Annotated in this window: 19 protein-coding genes; 10 read left to right on the forward strand and 9 right to left on the reverse strand. The window is 31.8% G+C overall.

Annotated features, from left to right (window positions below; all coding sequences use genetic code 11):
* Window positions 1-103 precede the first annotated feature (103 nt).
* Window positions 104-1,663 (reverse strand): vitamin K epoxide reductase family protein, encoded by a 1,560-nt coding sequence (locus tag RC62_RS17345; protein ID WP_055097433.1) that lies wholly within the window; start codon window positions 1,661-1,663, stop codon window positions 104-106.
* A 260-nt stretch (window positions 1,664-1,923) separates the two neighbouring features.
* Here RC62_RS17345 and RC62_RS22910 point away from each other — a divergent pair, with 260 nt between their 5' ends.
* The 3 genes from RC62_RS22910 to RC62_RS22920 are packed head-to-tail and all read left to right on the forward strand — an operon-like array spanning window position 1,924 to window position 2,387.
* A complete protein-coding gene (locus RC62_RS22910) occupies window positions 1,924-2,064 on the forward strand; it encodes an rSAM-modified peptide (protein WP_157472559.1) in 141 nt (46 codons plus the stop codon).
* Window positions 2,065-2,092: 28 nt separating this feature from the next.
* Complete coding sequence (locus RC62_RS22915) at window positions 2,093-2,254, forward strand: rSAM-modified peptide (RefSeq protein ID WP_157472561.1); 162 nt, start codon at window positions 2,093-2,095, stop codon at window positions 2,252-2,254.
* A gap of 4 nt (window positions 2,255-2,258) precedes the next feature.
* The gene (locus RC62_RS22920; protein WP_123774135.1) at window positions 2,259-2,387 is read left to right on the forward strand and encodes an rSAM-modified peptide; all 129 of its coding nucleotides are present in this window, start codon (window positions 2,259-2,261) and stop codon (window positions 2,385-2,387) included.
* A gap of 34 nt (window positions 2,388-2,421) precedes the next feature.
* Here the strand turns inward: RC62_RS22920 and RC62_RS17350 are convergent, their stop codons facing one another.
* The gene (locus tag RC62_RS17350; RefSeq protein WP_055097434.1) at window positions 2,422-4,167 is read right to left on the reverse strand and encodes an AraC family transcriptional regulator; all 1,746 of its coding nucleotides are present in this window, start codon (window positions 4,165-4,167) and stop codon (window positions 2,422-2,424) included.
* Between the two features lie 166 nt (window positions 4,168-4,333).
* Here RC62_RS17350 and RC62_RS17355 point away from each other — a divergent pair, with 166 nt between their 5' ends.
* From RC62_RS17355 to RC62_RS17365, 3 genes are all read left to right on the forward strand, one after another.
* Window positions 4,334-5,512 (forward strand): acyl-CoA dehydrogenase family protein, encoded by a 1,179-nt coding sequence (locus RC62_RS17355; RefSeq protein WP_055097436.1) that lies wholly within the window; start codon window positions 4,334-4,336, stop codon window positions 5,510-5,512.
* A gap of 87 nt (window positions 5,513-5,599) precedes the next feature.
* Window positions 5,600-6,382, forward strand: a complete 783-nt coding sequence (locus RC62_RS17360) for a DUF3050 domain-containing protein (protein WP_055097437.1) — start codon at window positions 5,600-5,602, stop codon at window positions 6,380-6,382.
* A gap of 66 nt (window positions 6,383-6,448) precedes the next feature.
* Complete coding sequence (locus RC62_RS17365; RefSeq protein ID WP_055097438.1) at window positions 6,449-7,204, forward strand: SGNH/GDSL hydrolase family protein; 756 nt, start codon at window positions 6,449-6,451, stop codon at window positions 7,202-7,204.
* Window positions 7,205-7,235: 31 nt separating this feature from the next.
* On the opposite strand, the gene RC62_RS17370 is transcribed toward RC62_RS17365, so the two are convergent.
* The 6 genes from RC62_RS17370 to RC62_RS17400 form a co-directional block, all read right to left on the reverse strand.
* A complete protein-coding gene (locus tag RC62_RS17370) occupies window positions 7,236-8,258 on the reverse strand; it encodes a hypothetical protein (protein WP_055097440.1) in 1,023 nt (340 codons plus the stop codon).
* Window positions 8,236-9,864 carry an NAD(P)-binding protein gene (locus tag RC62_RS17375; RefSeq protein WP_082421312.1) on the reverse strand — a complete coding sequence of 543 codons (1,629 nt, stop codon included), beginning with the start codon at window positions 9,862-9,864 and terminating at the stop codon, window positions 8,236-8,238. Before RC62_RS17375 ends, RC62_RS17370 begins: the two co-directional genes overlap by 23 nt.
* Window positions 9,839-11,329 (reverse strand): polyamine aminopropyltransferase, encoded by a 1,491-nt coding sequence (locus tag RC62_RS17380; RefSeq protein WP_245176842.1) that lies wholly within the window; start codon window positions 11,327-11,329, stop codon window positions 9,839-9,841. The genes RC62_RS17375 and RC62_RS17380 overlap by 26 nt, the downstream gene beginning before the upstream one ends.
* Before the next feature lie 22 nt (window positions 11,330-11,351).
* On the reverse strand, window positions 11,352-11,567 hold the full coding sequence (locus tag RC62_RS17385; RefSeq protein WP_055097443.1) for a DUF350 domain-containing protein: 216 nt from the start codon (window positions 11,565-11,567) through the stop codon (window positions 11,352-11,354).
* Window positions 11,568-11,764: 197 nt separating this feature from the next.
* A complete protein-coding gene (locus tag RC62_RS17395) occupies window positions 11,765-12,994 on the reverse strand; it encodes a DUF4178 domain-containing protein (protein WP_055097446.1) in 1,230 nt (409 codons plus the stop codon).
* A gap of 3 nt (window positions 12,995-12,997) precedes the next feature.
* Window positions 12,998-13,360 carry an S-adenosylmethionine decarboxylase family protein gene (locus RC62_RS17400; RefSeq protein WP_055097447.1) on the reverse strand — a complete coding sequence of 121 codons (363 nt, stop codon included), beginning with the start codon at window positions 13,358-13,360 and terminating at the stop codon, window positions 12,998-13,000.
* 192 nt (window positions 13,361-13,552) lie between these two features.
* Between RC62_RS17400 and RC62_RS17405 the strand changes: the two genes are divergently transcribed.
* From RC62_RS17405 to RC62_RS17420, 4 genes are all read left to right on the forward strand, one after another.
* The gene (locus tag RC62_RS17405; protein ID WP_055097448.1) at window positions 13,553-14,377 is read left to right on the forward strand and encodes a helix-turn-helix domain-containing protein; all 825 of its coding nucleotides are present in this window, start codon (window positions 13,553-13,555) and stop codon (window positions 14,375-14,377) included.
* Between the two features lie 69 nt (window positions 14,378-14,446).
* The gene (locus RC62_RS17410) at window positions 14,447-15,406 is read left to right on the forward strand and encodes a nitrilase family protein (protein ID WP_055097449.1); all 960 of its coding nucleotides are present in this window, start codon (window positions 14,447-14,449) and stop codon (window positions 15,404-15,406) included.
* A gap of 79 nt (window positions 15,407-15,485) precedes the next feature.
* Window positions 15,486-15,992: a GNAT family N-acetyltransferase gene (locus RC62_RS17415; protein WP_055097451.1), complete on the forward strand. Its 507-nt coding sequence runs from the start codon at window positions 15,486-15,488 to the stop codon at window positions 15,990-15,992.
* 144 nt (window positions 15,993-16,136) lie between these two features.
* Window positions 16,137-17,510 (forward strand): RCC1 domain-containing protein, encoded by a 1,374-nt coding sequence (locus tag RC62_RS17420; RefSeq protein WP_055097452.1) that lies wholly within the window; start codon window positions 16,137-16,139, stop codon window positions 17,508-17,510.
* Between the two features lie 65 nt (window positions 17,511-17,575).
* Here the strand turns inward: RC62_RS17420 and RC62_RS17425 are convergent, their stop codons facing one another.
* Window positions 17,576-17,905 carry a hypothetical protein gene (locus RC62_RS17425; RefSeq protein WP_055097453.1) on the reverse strand — a complete coding sequence of 110 codons (330 nt, stop codon included), beginning with the start codon at window positions 17,903-17,905 and terminating at the stop codon, window positions 17,576-17,578.
* Window positions 17,906-17,962 lie beyond the last annotated feature (57 nt).

The raw sequence follows: 17,962 nt of genomic DNA on the forward strand, positions 1-17,962 counted from the left end.
ATCTTCTTTAACATATATTGTGCTAAAAATTAAATCCTAATAATATCATTCACAAATGAGAAATCTTTCTCTTACACTAGAAAATTGATTTTTCTAAGTAACTTTAAGCTATCTTTTTTTCCAAGATTTCAATTTCTTCAACAAAATCATTTAAGAAATATTTTAATTCACTCAATTCATATTCACTAGGAAACACTCTTTCATTTACAATTTTAACTGGTGTATAATTAAAATTATTCTTAGAGCACCATTCGTATTGTTTTTGTATTTCCTGATTGATCATTATGCTTACAGAATCTACATGCCATTTCTTTAACCATTTTTTAAGGCCTATTTTTTTAATATGCCAGTCAGATATTGCTTCTACCGTTTTGCCCGGAGTGGCTCTGTTAATGGTTAAAAGTCTTTCGACAACAGCTTTATATGGATTCTCTACATTTTCAGGATTAATATTGAACAATACACTCAAAAAAATCTTGTCCGGAAATCTTAAAACCAAATCAAAGGCTTCCTGAAATGTTTTATGGCAATGTTCGCAACTCGGACTAATAATAATCGAAAGTTTTACTGCTGCATTTCTATTTCCAAAATTCAATCCTCTTAAATCTTCAAACCCATTTATATATGGAACTTTCTTTGAAAGAAAATTCAATAAAGAATAATTTCTTTTGAACTTTTTCATCTCTTTAAGAGAACTTTCACTAGTCAATATATTTTTTATCATTGTTTTTAATACTGACCAAATTGGTAACAGAAGAAGAACAGCGAATAAAAAAGGGAACATCTCACCAAAACTAAAACTCAATGTAAATAAATCTGATGCAAACCATATTACACTTTGTATAAAGATTAAACCCGAAACTGCTAAGCACATTACACACCACTTTTGAATTTCAAATTTTTGAATCCAAATTGAGGACACAATCACCGGAATAGCCAATAAGCTTAAAAAACCAACAAATATTGCAGATTGTAATGGCTGTACTAAAATGGCAATTAAACTTGAACCAAAGAAAATAAGCGGCAGATCAGAAAAGTTAATCCAATTATTCCCTATTCTTTCGTTTCCATTAATAACTGAGCTACAAGATGAATTAGAACTTAGATTACAAAATCTTGAAATGATACTATTTTTAAAACCTAATTTTTCCTGAACAATAAATATGCTAACTACAAGTCCTAAAATAGATGTAATTAGAAAAACAAGACTAAATACATTATATGTGTTGTAGTAAAATGATAATCCTACTACCAATAATAATGGTAAAGTATATTTTAACCAACTATATTCAACTTTCAGGTTTTCTCTGCCAACTACATTATTTGGTTCTATTGCAACAATTACTCCGTTCCAGTCTAAAAGGAATTTTTCATAGGACATTTTTAAGCTTCCTTTTTTAATGGTATTGATACGAACGAAATTTTTTGCTTTTTCTACCAATATAAGTTCCTCTTTAAAATAAGCTAAAAAGTTCGATGGCAAATCTACTATCTGTTCTTTCGAAACTCTTACCGCAGCATTCTCTACAGACAATAAATCGAGAGAATCTGTTATTGCAAATAAACTTGGATAATTAGGATGAGAAAGAAACAAATCCTTAAACTCATTTTTAATTTCTGAGTATCTATTTATTTGTAGAAATTTTTGGACAAGTTTTAACATTTTTACGAATCTTTAAAATCATAATTACACTGCAAATATTGCTGTTTTTATTGAGAAAAAAACGCCGTTAGCACACATTTTATCAATTATACTACATACAATTTATAAATTATATCAGTCTGATTAAAACATATAACTACTTAAAAAACAATAAGTTAAATTGATTAATTTTGCACCAAAACTCTCAAAACCCTAATCTCGATTAAGGGTTTTGCTTTTTGTCTAGTTTTGATAAATCATAAACTCTAATACACACAAACATGACAAATCAAGGATTAAATTTCAAAGTTTTTGAAAATGAAAAATTATCAAAAAACCATCAAAAAACTGTTCGCGGTGGTGACGATGATCCAACGAAAGGAAACGGAAACGGAAATACTAAACCAGAAGTAACAAAATAAAAATAAACAGAAATAAATATAAATAGATATGAAAAATTATAAATTAAATCTTCAGGACTTTGAAAATAATACATTATCTAAAAGTCAACAAAAAACAGTTCGAGGCGGTGATGGTGAAGAACCTACCAAAGGAAATGGGAACGGAAATACTCAGGAAACAATAAATAACACTAATACAAATAATAAATAAAAAGATGAAAAATTGTAAATTGAATTTCGAAGATTTTGAAAATGAAAAATTATCTAAAAATCAACAAAAAACTGTTCTTGGCGGGAATGAAGAACCTACAAAAGGAAACGGAAACGGAAATGGTCATCCTTGAGAATTGATATCTTATAAAAAATAAGCCTTTTTAATTATAAATTATTCGCAAATTGAGCTGGAGATACTCCAGTTCTTTTGCGAAATGATTTAGCAAATGATACAGCATTTTTAAATCCTACACTTTCTGCAATTGCCTGTGTAGAATATTTGCGATACATGTGATTGGTAATCATTTCGTTAATCACATAATTAATTTTAAGTTCATTCGAATATTCTCCAAATGATTTACCAAATCGCTTATTAACAACATAAGACAAGTAGGTTGTATTTGTTTTGATCTTTTTAGCCACGTAAGGCAGGGTAAAATCGGCATTTAAATATTCATGTTTGCTTTCGAGTGCTAAAAGTTTCTCTACTATTTTGTTTTCTTTAGCTTCATCAATACTTAAATTGACATTTTCTTTTTTAGAGTGCACTTCCTCTTCGCGTTCAATTAAAACTTCCTCAACTTCGGGTTGATTTTTCTTTTCAAGATTGGCTTTAAACTCTTCAATCAGGGCATTCATCTTTTTATGTGCCTTGTTTTTATCTCTTATATTTTTAATTAATAAAAAAACAATCCCAACAAATAAAACGACATAAAATACTCGTAATGCTTTGGTTAGAAAAACGTCGTATTTGTATTTTTCTTTAATTGTGACCATTTCATCCGTCAAACCTCCTACGCCAAGCTTGTAATTTACTTCTAAAATCTGATCATTTAATTTTGCTTCAGATTTTTCATAATTATCCAAATAAATTTTTGAATGTTTATAAGCCAGATCAGGCTCTTTGAGGATATTGTAAATTTTTGCCTGAAAATAATTTGACTTTAAATAATCCAGTTCGTTATTCTTTGTTATAGCACCAATTGAATCTGATTTTTTAAAAAATACTAATGCTTTATCATATTTTTTTGTAGTATAATAAATGTCTCCCAAATTATAGTTGGCAGAACAAAGCAATTGCTTCATATTGTTTTGATGAGCCAGAAAAACAATGTCATAATATGTCTTTTCGGCATCTTCATATTCCTTGAGCACACTATAAATATTACCCAGGCTTAATTTTGCCACAATCTTGTTGTCTGTAAAATTCTGTGAATAACTAATTGTTTTTTTATAAAAATATTCCGCTGAATCCAGTAAGAATCTTTGTTTAGAATTTTTCATATAATAGTTTTCATATGAACCTGCTAAACTCAGATTGATATTACTTTTATTATTCAAATACTGGTCTCTGGTGTAAACTCCTTGATTTTTATCTACAAAATCATTAAGCTGTCTTAAGTCTTTAATGGCTAAGCGATAATTACCTACAGCATCATTTATTGAGGCTATATTATTTTTAAATTTTACAATTTGAATAACATCACCAATTTGTGTCGAAAGTTTAATTCCTTGTTGGTAATTATCCAAGGCAGCACTAAAATTTCCTCTTTTCCATTCAGACAGGCCGGCGTAATTATATAAGTATGTTTTTAATTGAATTTTATCTTGTGAATCGGGCATTTTTTCCAAATAATTAAATGCCAGTTGATATTTTTGTTTTGATTTTACTGTGTTTCCTTTTAACTGAAATAAGTATGACAAAGCACCATTTGAGAAGGCCAAATGTTTATAATTATTGGATTTTGCCATTTTATTGGCATATACTACAGCACTATCAACATTTACGTTAATATTTAATCGAATTTTGTCTTGTAATACGATATACTCTTGTTCCGTTAATGCACTTTTTTGCTGAGCAAATGCACTATTCAGAACAAAAAAGAGTAAAAAAGAGATGATCAGCCTCATTAAAATTGTTTTTGGAATCTCAAAAATAGCTTATAAATTTTCAATAAACTAAAATTTATTCGTCTTTATATTATTTTTCTTCTTTAACAATAGTAAAAATATAACAATTTAACGTTGTTTTGTTATATTTTTATTACGTAAATTTGTTTTGTAAAACTATCAAAAAATGAAACCAGACTTATTTCAAGCCCCAGATTATTATAACCTAGACGATTTGCTTACAGACGAACATAAATTAGTTCGCGAATCAGCTCGTGCATGGGTAAAAAGAGAAGTTTCTCCTATTATAGAAGAATATGCTCAAAAAGCAGAATTTCCAAAACAAATTATAAAAGGACTTGGAGAAATAGGCGGTTTCGGACCTTATATTCCAGTTGAATACGGCGGTGCAGGATTGGACCAAATTTCATATGGTTTAATTATGCAGGAAATCGAGCGTGGAGATTCCGGGGTAAGATCGACTTCATCTGTTCAGTCTTCCTTAGTTATGTACCCAATCTGGAAATATGGAAACGAAGAGCAACGCATGAAATATTTACCAAAACTGGCAACAGGAGAATTCATGGGTTGTTTTGGTCTGACTGAACCAGATCATGGTTCTGATCCGGGAAGTATGATCACTAACTTTAAAGATATGGGTGATCATTATCTTTTAAATGGTGCCAAAATGTGGATTTCGAATGCTCCTTTTGCTGATATTGCTGTTGTTTGGGCAAAAAATGAAGAAGGGCGAATTCACGGATTGATTGTTGAACGTGGCATGGAGGGCTTTAGCACTCCTGAAACGCACAATAAATGGTCGCTTCGTGCATCATCAACCGGAGAATTGATTTTTGATAATGTAAAAGTTCCCAAAGAAAATCTCTTACCTAATAAATCCGGTTTAGGCGCTCCGCTTGGCTGTTTAGATTCTGCACGATACGGAATTGCTTGGGGAGCAATTGGTGCAGCAATGGATTGTTATGATACTGCTTTGCGATATTCAAAAGAAAGAATTCAGTTTGGCAAACCAATTGGAGGAACTCAATTGCAACAGAAAAAACTGGCAGAAATGATTACTGAAATTACAAAAGCGCAATTATTAACGTGGCGTTTAGGTGTTTTAAGAAACGAAGGAAAAGCGACAACTTCACAAATTTCAATGGCAAAACGTAACAATGTTGATATGGCAATTCATATCGCCAGAGAAGCCAGACAAATGTTGGGAGGAATGGGAATCACTGGCGAATACTCGATTATGCGTCATATGATGAACCTCGAAAGTGTGATTACTTATGAAGGAACCCATGACATTCATTTACTAATTACAGGAATGGATGTAACTGGAATTCCAGCTTTTAAATAGTAAACATCTATTAAAATATATACAAAAACAATATAAAAAGCTTCTTCTAACCGAGAAGCTTTTTATATTTGCACAAAATTTACGAAAATGAATATTGAAACTATAAACAATAGCATTCAACCTCAAAAAGACCAACTTTTAAACCATTCTTTATACAATAAAATCCAAAGCATCGATGATTTGCATAGTTTCTTAGAAAGCCATGTTTTTGCTGTTTGGGATTTTATGTCTTTATTAAAAGCTTTACAAGCGAAACTTACCTGTACAACAACACCTTGGTTTGCTACAAAAAATCCGGAAACAAGATATTTAATCAATGAAATTGTTCTAGCTGAAGAAACAGATTTAACGATTGACGGAAGAAGACAAAGTCATTATGAAATGTATCTGGAAGCAATGGCAGATTGTGGTGCTGATACAAACGGAATCAATACATTTTTATCTCAAGTACATTCCTTGCACAATATTTTTGTTGCCATAAAACAAAGTTCATTACATCCGGACATAAAAGCTTTTTTAGATTTTACTTTTAGAGTTATCGAAGAAGGAAAACCGCATCAAATTGCTGCTGCATTTACTTTTGGAAGAGAAGATTTAATCCCGAGTATGTTTACGGCAATCCTGAAAAACTTTCAAAAAAATCTTCCTGATACTGATTTAAGCAAACTTCTTTATTATTTTGAAAGACATATAGAATTAGATGCAGATGAACATGGACCAATGGCAATGCAGATGATTACTGATTTATGTGAAGATGATGACCAAAAATGGAAAGAAGTGGAAGAAATTTCTATTCTGGCATTAGAGAAGCGAATTGGACTCTGGAATGCCATTGAAGAGCAAATTCTCATGAAAACAGAAATGGTGTAAAACCAAAACAAGTTATATAACGTAACTATTTGTTTAAAATGATCCGAAACTTAATTTATCTAAATTATGAAACCCCATTTCAAACAAATAGTTATTGTTATCCTCTCCATCTTTCTTTTAAGCTGCAGTTCTGATGAAACAAAGTCAGAAACTACCATAATACCTCCCACAACACAAGTACCAAATGATCCTTTGCCTTTACCTGCCACAGTAAATTATTTGGCATTAGGAGACAGCTATACTATAGGTGAAAGTGTTTGTGAAACCTGCCGATATCCGGAACAATTAAAATCGAGTTTAAAAGCCATTTATCCGCAAAGTAACTTTTCGTTAAAAATAATTGCCAAGACAGGCTGGACAACAACTAACTTAATTTCAGCAATAAACAATCAAAATCCGGATTCTAATTATGATTTAGTCACGCTCTTAATTGGTGTCAACAATCAATATCAGGGAAGGGATTTTTCTATTTATGAAAAAGAATTTCCGGCATTGGTCACAAAAGCAATTATGCTTGCTAAGGGAGATAAAAGAAATGTTCTTATTATTTCGATTCCTGATTATGCTTACACCACATTTGGAACGACTCAAATGCAAGGTCAGGGTATGAGAATTTCAAATGAAATAAATCAGTATAACTCTTTTGCAGAGAATTACTGCACAATGAATGGAGTTCCTTTTGTTTCAATTACAGATATTACAAGAAAAGGCCTTGAAAAACCAAGCTTAGTCGCTTCAGATGGGTTACACCCTTCGGCTGCTGCTTATACTTTATTTGTTGAGCGTATTTTACCTAAAGTAAAAATGATTTTACAGGATTAAGATAAAAAACCTGTCTTTCAATGTTTTTTGGTTAACCTTTGTTAGATTTCCAAATGAATCCGTCGAGTAAATAATGAGTAAATTGAGGAACACTTAATAAAGGAACTACCAGAAATTGCCATGAAGAGAAATCGAATATTCTGAATGAAATGTTTTCGTTCCAGACTAAAATTTCCCATAAAAACTCTTCTGCAAAAGCAATTACCATTAAAATCAGAATATATATAAAGATTGGATTATATCTTTTTAGTGCTTTAAGAACTCCCGGAATTTTGTTTGGCTTATTATCTATTTCTCTAAAATAAACCAATGCCATATACGGAATTCCGTGAGATACTACATTTAGCAAAGTAAAAATAAGATCATTATTAAAATATACGATTCCAAAATACCATGAAAGTGCGGTTCCCAGAATAATGGCATTTTTAGGGATATTAAAAAACTTATTTCTGATGCTTTTATAAACCGTATAGATAACATAAATCAGCAGGATAATACAGTAGATCCAAAATAGTAATTTGAGTAAAAAGGAATTGTGAAAGCGAAAAAATTCATTTTCGACAAACCAGTTGAATTTTCTTTGTGAAGAAAAAAACCAATATAACATTGGGTAAACTGTTGCGGCATAAATAGCCAGATTATCTATAACAACTGAAAGTCTTGTTTTTTCTTCGTTTCTGGCATACAATCGCATAAAACCGTATTGTTGCCTGATGAAATGAAAAACAGCAACATAAGCGAGGAAGGACCAGAAAACCAAACTCCCAAAAGAGAAAAGAATAATCCCGATTGCAAAACAAATTGCAGGCAATAATAGTAATCTTTTTTTATTTTTTTTAAATTCATCTCCTGCAAAATAAGTTTTGAATAATGTTGCATAAACATGTGCAACATCAATAAAAACGATTAGAAAAAGCCAGGTATAGAATGAATATTTATTTTCAATTTCAGTAATATAATCCTGAAATAAAAATATAATCGCCAATACAAAAAATGATGGACCTATGATGAACGCAAAATCTGTTTTGGCTTTATGAATCCAGGGCTGTTTCATCTAAAATTTGATTTACTATATTGATTCCGTGATGAAAAGCTTCTTCAAAAATGGATATTCCTGATAAGTCGGTATGTGCAAAATAGATCTTATTCTCAATGCTTTTTGAAGCGTTCCTTTTTGCTTCTCCAAAAATAAATCCGGGCGCAGGACTCACCATTCCATGTCCCAATAAAAAAACCTCCATTTCTTCGGTACAATCTTCAATATCAGGATGTGCAATTTTCAGGTCATCAAAAACAAATTGTTTCCAATAATCCTTGTTCTTTTTATACAGTTCTTTTCGTGACTTTTTCAAATCTGATGAAGAGAAACTATGGTAATAAGTTATTACTTTTTTTGTCTGGACCTGATTTAAAGATTGATGCTGATCATACACATATCCTAAACCTTTTGCATCATAAATAACGTTATCCCAGGAAAGCGGAAAACTAAAATTATCTGCTAAATCAGTTACAGTTAAACTCGCCAAAAGCCAGGGTGTATAATGAAACTCTTTTGTAAATTCTTTGCGTTCTTTAATTAAATACTGATTTACAAATTGAGGTGTTGCCATAATTACTTTGTTGGCAATAATTTCTACCGAAACCTTTTTGATATCATCAAATGCCTGGACAACGACTTTGTTATTTTTGACTTTTACATCATAAACCAAATGATTTTTCAAGGTTTTTTTGTGGGTATATTTTTTTAGATGAGATGCTAATCTGGCGTTTCCTTCCGGCCATGTTAAAACACTGTCTTTTTTATCTGAAGAAGCATCTTGTTTCCGTCCGGCAAAATAATGAATTCCCGCCCAGGCAGAAACATATTCTATTCCGAGTCCGAAATCATCTTTACAGCAATAATCTATATAATTAAATAATGGTTCGGCTTTGAAATTGTTGGTTTCAAACCATTCTTTCATTGTCATTTTATCTAAATTACGGATTTTAGTATCTTCTGAAGAAAGATGAAGCGGAATATCGAATAAGTACTTTCCATCATTTCCCTTTCCTTCGCGAAATGCATCCATTAACTTAAAAAAACGCTGAAAATCGAGATCCTGATTTGCTGAATTTCCGTCTTTTGGCACTACACCTTCCTGCCAGTTATTTTTATAAAATAAGCGTTCATCTGGTGCAAAAGATAATTGCAATTCATCAAATACAGGAAATCCTTTTGTATCATATCCTAGAATGATTTTCTCTTCTTCAAGAAATTGTAATAATTCTTTATCTTTAAAATTAGGCAAAGGCAAATAATGTGCTCCAAGCGGATATTTAGAATACTTGTTTTCTCCATTTGATGAATTTCCGCCTAAATGCCCTTCTAATTCTATTAAAAGAAAATTAGAAATTCCTTTTTTATCAAATTGTCTGGCAGCACTTAAGCCTGAAATTCCGCCACCTACAATCAGGTACGGAATATGAATTTGAGAGGTTGGTTTTGGGAAATCTTTTATCCATAACCGATGTCCCAGGAGATGATTAGTTCCGGACAAACGAAGTAAGAGGTGCATAATTTTATCGGAACAAAATTGCAGAAACGGAATCAGCAATAAAGAAGCTCCAATTCCTTTTACAAAACTGCGTCTTGATTTACTGTAATTTTCCCCATTCTTCATCAAAATAGCGTACTAAAATTTGGTTGTCTAATCGATTGATTTCAATTTCATTTGAGATCATATCATTGGTAAAATAATTAAATCTGTCAAACTGATAATTGTAGAATTTTAATCCTTCGGCTTTTCTGTTTACATCATTAAATGTGGTTCCAAAACCGTTAATAGCAATGGTATATCCCCATTCTCCAAATGAAGGAACGTAAGCGTGATAGGCATCGACCTGAGGAAAAACCTGCATAACCGTTTTATTAATACACCAAAATGATTTTGGGGCAAAATAAGGTGAGGTTGTCTGAATAACAACTGCAGCATCAGGCTGTAGAATCGTTTTTATGGTTTGATAAAAATTTAAGGAATATAACTTTCCTAAACTATAATTTGACGGATCAGGAAAATCGATAATGGCAACATCAAATTTTTCTTTGCAGCTTTTTGCCCAAATATAGGCATCTGTATTTATGACAGTAACTTTTTTATTGTTCAGCGATTCTTTATTAAAATCTGTTAGTACTTTATTGGTTTTAAACAACTTTGTCATTCCCTGATCGAGATCGACCAAGGTAATTTTTTCGACGTCTTTGTATTTTAAAATTTCACGTACGGCCAAACCATCTCCTCCGCCCAAAACCAAAACATGTTTTACATTTTTAGCAATTGACATTACCGGATGCACTAAAGCTTCATGATAACGGTATTCATCTGCAGAACTGAATTGCAGGTTATTGTTTAAATACAATCTGTAATCGCTCTTATTATGCGTTAAAACAATTCGCTGATATGGAGTTGAATTGGTATAAATGATGTTTTCGCCGTAAAGTTTTCCTTCTGAATATGCCAGTATAACATCTGAAAATATAAAGACACTTAATAAGATGATAAATGAAAAAATGGCTTTTACTTTTAGAAAATAGCTGTTTTTTAATTCTCGTTTTAAAAGAAAGCACAACGCAATGGCAATGCTTACGTTTATCATACCAAAGAATAATGATGTGCCCATGATTCCTAATTTTGGAACGAGAATCAAAGGAAAAAGTATCGATGCCAATAAAGCACCAATATAATCGAATGTAAATACATTTGAAACCAAATCCCTGAACTCTACTTTATCTTTGAGGATATTCATTAACAACGGAATTTCTAATCCTACCAGAAATCCTGTTATAAAAACCAGCAAATAGAGTATAAATTGAAAGTATTCGACACTTTCGAATAATAAAAATAAAACTACTGAACTCAAACCGCCAATTAAACCCACTAATATCTCGATTTCTACAAAAGTATTCAGGAGGTTTTTATGGAAAAACTTGGAGAAAAAAGAGCCAATACCCATAGAAAATAGGTAAACCCCAATAATAAATGAAAATTGCTTTACTGAATCTCCTAATAAATAACTGGCTAAAGTACCCGCAACAAGTTCGTACACAAGTCCGCAGGTTGCAATAATAAATACAGCAAACAGTAGCAAAAATTCAAACCTAAGAAACTTTTTACCCATGAATTGCGGCACTAATAATCATTGAGATCCCAATGATAAATGCTGCTAAAACAATTGCAACAGCGATATTATTTTTCTCGACAACCTCTTTCCAGGTATTTTCCGGAGTCATTTTTTCGATAATGAAATAAGCTACTAATAAGATAACAAACCCTAAAAGAGAATAAATAATCGAATTTACGATGGGCTGATAATGTATTAAATCCATACTTTATAAAATTTATTTATGATAAAAATGATTCACTGAACTTCGACTTCCTGAAGTACTATATTTTTCTGTGGTTTCGCAATCGCAAATTCGGTTTCCTGAATAAGCAAAATACAAATAAGCTGCAAAGCAAAATATTCCTATTGCTAATGGGGCTGCATTATTTTTTAAAAAATCTAAACTACTTTTCATAATTGCTATTCGCTGTATGGGGAATAATCACTATTTGCCCATCTCGTTTTTTCAAAATTAATTTTAAAATATCGTATCACGACATACACAACAATCATAAGTATAGCAATAATCCATACATTTCGGTTTGAAGGCTCGTTCCAAACCACTTTAATTTTCATTGCAGTATTTTTTGTGTCTTCGGGTGCTTTTAGTGGTTTTATCAAAAGATGGTATTTTCCTTCTTTGACACCGCAAATATTAAATTTTTCAGACCAGTTTCCTTCCGTCCAACTCTCGCCATCTTCATAGCCGTGATAATATTCAATATCTTTATTAGCATGAATTTCGTCATTACTTGTTTCGTTTACCAGGGCAACATCAACATTCGCCCACGAATTGTCAACATCTGTAGAGACATGAATTGTCATTGGAGCTGAACCTCCTTTTAAAACAAAGGATTCACCCGTAAATTCCCTGTCATTAAAATCAGTAAAAGGAATCGCTTTATTAAACACAACCTGCTCTGACTGATCTTTATAAATATACCAGTTTGTGGAAATAATCATTAAAAGAAAAATGCAAAATATAATGGCCGTATTATTTACATCAAAATAATAAGGCTGAGCAATATTTACTCCGGTTTGATATGGTAAATGAGCGTTTAAGAATGCTTTTTTAATCTTTGATTTACTAATATATTCTCCCAGAAAAGCGGTTTCGACGCCATTCATTTTTTCGATAGAAATCATTAAAGGCGGCTGAATATACTCGGTTAGATGAACTTTTTTTGATGGTAACTCAAAATCAAAATACCCTTGAGCATTGTCTATTTCTGTATCAGAATATTCATAAAGATGAAATGAGCTATTATCATACGCTATAGATTTAGGATGTGTTCTTACATCAAATTTTTCTTCTATTTCGGTTAAAAATATCCAATGTCCATCTGATTCAGATAAGTAGACAAAATCACCTGCATTATTCTTCAGGATATATTCGGCCCAATGATAACCACCGTACACTTTTTTGGTAATAGCGCCCGTAACTATATATTCTATTCCGTTAAAATTGCCCTTATCTCCAATTTTAAGAGTAAAATCATTTATGACTTTCGGCTTAAATTTAGATCTTAGACGAAGTCCTTCACTATCTGCTATATATAAACTATGGCAGTTTGGACAGACAAAGCTCTTGACTTCAAAACCAACTTCCAGTTCGGTAACAGTATTACAATCGTAACAGGGAACTTTCATATATTAACGATTAATTTCAAAATCTTTTATAATTGTTCCTTCAAAATAAGCCATATAATGGGCCATTACAGCTCTTACTTTTTGTGAATTATCCTGTTGGTAATTGCACAAATAAACATCCAGGGTAAGTTGATTATATTCTGGCCAGGTATGTATACAAATATGGGATTCTTTCAGGCAAAACGAAATCGTAAAGCTGTTATTATCAAAATCATGAACAATAACACCCACTTTCTCAAGATTATATGTTTCTAAAATCGAATTTGTAATCGCTACAAAACCCTTACTGTTCGTTAGTTTTTGAGTTTCATCGACATGTAAGGTAACCAGTTTATGTAAGCCTGGAGAATAAGGGGGTAAATCCATTAAGATATTTATATACGGGTCAAATATATAATATTTTTTAGATAATTTTAACAAGAGTGTTTTTCTTTGGTTATAGATTTTCGAAAGAAAAACAGCTGCTGAAAACCTAAAAATATTAATCCGGAAAAATATCCTTAATTTTGTAAAAAGTTGATTCTTCCGGATTCAATTGCTAAATAAACGACTACAGTAATGCAGGTTTCACCTTCAAAAGAATTAGCGCCTTATATTAAACATTATCTTTTTTTAGATAATGCAGCAACTGATATTCAAAAACTTCGGTTGTTTTCTGATGGTAATACGGGTGTTGTTTTTTCTTTGAAAAGTAAACTTATTTCCCGACTTAATAAATATGAAGCAAAGGAGTATTTGCCCGCTTCGTTTTTATACGGACAATTGAATGGTTTTAAAGATATTTATTCTGATAATGAAATTACTTTGATAATTGTTGTTTTTCAGCCCAACGGAATACATCAATTATTAGGAATTCCAGCCAATGAATTTCAGGATTCTATTATTCCGGTTGAAGATGTATTTGGACAAAAAATTGCTGTTCTACAGGAAAAGCTGTCCGAGCAAAATAATCAGGCAAGAGTGGCGCTGTTAAATCAGTTTTTCAGCAATGAAGTTATTACAAAACCGGTTTCAAACCAGTTCATCATCAACAGTTCTTTAGATTTTATTATTACGAATAAAGGATATTTCTCTGTTAAACAATTAGTAGATTATACGGGTTATACAGAAAGACATCTGGAAAGAAAATTTAAAGAATGTATTGGATTAAATCCTAAGAAATTTGGTAACGTAATAAGATTACATCATTTTCTAAAGCTACTAAAAAATAAATCTGATGATATGAACCTAACTACGATTTGCTATGATGCGGGATTTTCTGATCAGTCACATCTAATAAAAGAATTTAGAAAACATACCGGAATCACTCCAAAAGAATATTTATTCAGTACTGGAAAATTAACCAATAACCTCATCAAAACTTCTCCTGCATTTATACTTTAAAATGTCGGTTTTATACAATTTATAGAATTTCACGAACGCTACTTTTGACTTAAATTAATAGCGTTTAATATGAAAAATCTAAAAATAGCCACAGCTCAGTTTGAGAATAAAAGTGGCGATAAAAATTATAACTTATCTGTAATCGAAAAACTATCTGCAAAAGCGGCTAACGAAGGTTGTGATGTGATTTCGTTTCATGAATGTTCGATAACCGGTTATACTTTTGCACGACATTTATCGAAAGAAAAAATGCTGGATTTAGCCGAAATTATCCCCAGTGGAGAAAGCATTCTTAAACTTACTGAAATTGCTAAAAACCATAGTATTATAATATTAGCAGGATTGTTTGAAAAAGACGAAAATGATAATCTTTTCAAAGCTTATGTTTGTGTCGATAAAAATGGTCTGGTTGCCAAATACAGGAAACTGCATCCTTTTATAAATCCTTATTTAACTGCCGGAGATCGTTATTGTATTTTTGAAATCGAAGGCTGGAAATGCGGAATCTTAATTTGCTATGACAATAATATTATCGAAAATGTGCGTGCGACAAAACTTTTGGGAGCTGACATTATTTTCATGCCTCACGTAACAATGTGCACGCCTTCTACCCGACCTGGTGCCGGTTTTGTTGCTCCTGAGCTTTGGGAAAACCGTGAAGCTGATCCTACTTCTTTGCGATTGGAATTTGACGGAATGAAAGGCCGTGACTGGTTAATGAAATGGTTGCCTGCACGAGCTTATGATAATGCCATTTATGCCGTTTTTTCGAACCCAATTGGAATGGATGATGATCAGCTAAAAAATGGCTGTTCTATGATTATTGATCCTTTTGGAGATGTTTTAGCCGAATGCCGCTCTTTTGATGACTCTTTTGCAACCGCAATCCTTACTCCTGAAAAATGCATTCAGGCTGGAGGAAACCGCTACATAAAAGCCAGAAGACCAGAATTATATAGAAATATTATTGGTCAGGATCACGAATCTGAGCAGAATGTGGTTTGGTTAAACGCAGATGAAAAAAGTTAAAACCAAACTTTTTACGGTCTTTACGCCTATGAAAAATTATCTTTGAGGAATTCATTAATCATCAGAATAAACCCTAATAATGGAATTTTTTAAAACTACAAATGACGATATCGATGCTGTTTTCGATATTTATAACGAAGCTACATCGTATCAAAAAACGGTCAATAATAAAAGCTGGAGAGGTTTTGAAAGAGCTCTAATAGAAAATGAAATCGCAGAAAATCGCCATTTTATAATCAAAGAAGGAGACGAAGTTGCCTGTACATTTGTGCTTACTTTTAATGATTTGATTATCTGGAAAGAAGCTGCTCAGGATCCGGCTGTATATTTGCATCGTATTGCAACAAACCCAAAATTCAGAGGACAATCATATGTCAAAAAAATCATTGACTGGACAAAAGAATATGCCAAAGAAAATGGCAAAGAATACATTCGTCTTGACACACATAGCGGAAACGAAAGAATAAACAAATATTACACAAGCTGTGGTTTCGAATACAAAGGAATAAGCACCATCGAATGGACAAGCGAATTACCGGAACATTATAAAGAAGGTTCTTTTAGCTTGTTTGAGATTAAGTTGTAGATTCAAATCTTTCTTTTAATAAAATAACCCCATTTTGAATTTGCTCACAATGAGGTTATTTTATCAAAGAAAAAGCCAATTCTCGTAAATCAATCTAATTTATTGTACTAATTTTACTTTTTAAAAACGCTAAAAAACTATTCTATGAAAAAACTATTACTCTTTTTTGTTTTTTTATTCATTAATACTATTTATGCCCAATGCTGGCAAAATATTGTCCTTGGAGGAGCAACTACTATTTTTATAAAAAGTGATGGTACCTTATGGGCAACTGGTTGGAATGAATATGGGCAGTTAGGTGATGGCACAAATGACAACAAAAGTGTACTAACAAAAATTGGAAATGATAATGATTGGAAATCTGTTACTTTAGGAGCTAACTTACAAACCTTAGCCATAAAAAACGATGGGACTTTATGGGCGTGGGGACGAAATATAAATGGACAAGTTGGAGACGGAACTAATATAGATAGAAATTTACCAACAAAAATTGGAAATGATAATGACTGGAAGTTTGTTGTTGCAGGAAGACAACATAGTCTTGCTATAAAAAATGATGGAACTTTATGGGCTTGGGGATCGAATAGTAAAGGAGAGTTAGGGGATGGTACTACAGTAAGCAAAAATATTCCCACAAAAATAGGTAATGATACTGATTGGAAATCAATAGCTGCTGGTTATCGTTACACAATAGCATTAAAAAATGATGGAAGCTTATGGACTTGTGGTGATAATGATTGGGGCCAATTAGGAAATGGAAAACCATATATTAGCACAAATATTTTAAGTAAAATTGGCGATTCTAATAATTGGTTATTAATTTCTACAAGAATTTCAACCTCATCAGCAATACAAAAAGATGGAACCTTATGGACATGGGGAAGTAATCAACAGGGGCAGCTAGGAAATGGAGATGTTGACCATAACGTTACAGTGCCAACTCAAATTGGCATTGATAAAAACTGGAAACAAATTGCTAGTGGCGATCTTAATAGTAGTGCAATAAAAACAGACGGAACTTTATGGACATGGGGACTAAATGACTACGGCCAGTTAGGAGATGGTACATATATAGATAAATTTATTCCAACTCAAATTGGGAACGCTACCGATTGGGAATCAATTTATGCAGGAGGAGGGCATTCAGGAGCTTTAAAAAGCGATGGGACTTTCTGGACTTGGGGACTTAATAGTTCTGGTCAAATAGGGAATGGTACTAATAGTGATAGTATAAATTATCCAACTCAAGTCAATTGTCCAACTTTAAGAACTGATGACTTTTTAACAACTAAAACATATTCTATTTATCCTAATCCCGCTAAAGAAATAATTAATATTGAAAATTTTGATAACAAATCTATAAGCAATATTAAAATAATTGATTCCTCTGGAAAATTAGTTTTAAAACAATCTAACAATCTTCAACAAATTAACTTAAAAGAAATACCTCAAGGAATCTATATTATTCAAATAGAAAGTAATGGAAAATTTTATACTCAAAAAATTGTAAAAGAGTAGATTTATGAATTAAAAACAAAAACCCTTGCAGATAAATCTCTACAAGGGTTTTTTATTTAAAGAAATTATAAACTTGCCAATTTCTTAGCTTGTTCCAGAGCATTTGTATTTTTTGGATGCAATTCAAAGGCTTTTTTATAATTTTTTATAGCTTCTTTTTTGTATCCTAAACCTGCCAGTGTTTCTGCATAACTATCATATGTATTTGAGCTTTCTGGATAAAGATCTGTATTGAGTTTAAAAATTTTCAAGGCCTCGTTCTGCTTTCCTTCTGACAGTAATTTATATCCAAAATCATTCAAATCATTTTCAGTTAACGTAAAAGCTGAATCATTCTTTTTTAGAGTTTCAGCAATTTTAAATGCATTGTTATAATGAAGGTGATTAAAACACAAGAAAAAACCTATTTTTAAAAAAGTGTGTTTTGTGTAAAACTGCTACTTCGTAAATTA

Source organism: Flavobacterium aquidurense (assembly GCF_001404985.1).
Lineage (GTDB): Bacteria > Bacteroidota > Bacteroidia > Flavobacteriales > Flavobacteriaceae > Flavobacterium > Flavobacterium aquidurense_B.

What these genes read in the sequence shown, in the direction of transcription:
- RC62_RS17345 (WP_055097433.1), bottom strand. Translation starts at nt 1,663, where the DNA reads ATGTTAAAACTTGTCCAAAAATTTCTACAAATAAATAGATACTCAGAA.
- RC62_RS22910 (WP_157472559.1), top strand. Translation starts at nt 1,924, where the DNA reads ATGACAAATCAAGGATTAAATTTCAAAGTTTTTGAAAATGAAAAATTA.
- RC62_RS22915 (WP_157472561.1), top strand. Translation starts at nt 2,093, where the DNA reads ATGAAAAATTATAAATTAAATCTTCAGGACTTTGAAAATAATACATTA.
- RC62_RS22920 (WP_123774135.1), top strand. Translation starts at nt 2,259, where the DNA reads ATGAAAAATTGTAAATTGAATTTCGAAGATTTTGAAAATGAAAAATTA.
- RC62_RS17350 (WP_055097434.1), bottom strand. Translation starts at nt 4,167, where the DNA reads ATGAGGCTGATCATCTCTTTTTTACTCTTTTTTGTTCTGAATAGTGCA.
- RC62_RS17355 (WP_055097436.1), top strand. Translation starts at nt 4,334, where the DNA reads ATGAAACCAGACTTATTTCAAGCCCCAGATTATTATAACCTAGACGAT.
- RC62_RS17360 (WP_055097437.1), top strand. Translation starts at nt 5,600, where the DNA reads ATGAATATTGAAACTATAAACAATAGCATTCAACCTCAAAAAGACCAA.
- RC62_RS17365 (WP_055097438.1), top strand. Translation starts at nt 6,449, where the DNA reads ATGAAACCCCATTTCAAACAAATAGTTATTGTTATCCTCTCCATCTTT.
- RC62_RS17370 (WP_055097440.1), bottom strand. Translation starts at nt 8,258, where the DNA reads ATGAAACAGCCCTGGATTCATAAAGCCAAAACAGATTTTGCGTTCATC.
- RC62_RS17375 (WP_082421312.1), bottom strand. Translation starts at nt 9,864, where the DNA reads ATGAAGAATGGGGAAAATTACAGTAAATCAAGACGCAGTTTTGTAAAA.
- RC62_RS17385 (WP_055097443.1), bottom strand. Translation starts at nt 11,567, where the DNA reads ATGGATTTAATACATTATCAGCCCATCGTAAATTCGATTATTTATTCT.
- RC62_RS17395 (WP_055097446.1), bottom strand. Translation starts at nt 12,994, where the DNA reads ATGAAAGTTCCCTGTTACGATTGTAATACTGTTACCGAACTGGAAGTT.
- RC62_RS17400 (WP_055097447.1), bottom strand. Translation starts at nt 13,360, where the DNA reads ATGGATTTACCCCCTTATTCTCCAGGCTTACATAAACTGGTTACCTTA.
- RC62_RS17405 (WP_055097448.1), top strand. Translation starts at nt 13,553, where the DNA reads ATGCAGGTTTCACCTTCAAAAGAATTAGCGCCTTATATTAAACATTAT.
- RC62_RS17410 (WP_055097449.1), top strand. Translation starts at nt 14,447, where the DNA reads ATGAAAAATCTAAAAATAGCCACAGCTCAGTTTGAGAATAAAAGTGGC.
- RC62_RS17415 (WP_055097451.1), top strand. Translation starts at nt 15,486, where the DNA reads ATGGAATTTTTTAAAACTACAAATGACGATATCGATGCTGTTTTCGAT.
- RC62_RS17420 (WP_055097452.1), top strand. Translation starts at nt 16,137, where the DNA reads ATGAAAAAACTATTACTCTTTTTTGTTTTTTTATTCATTAATACTATT.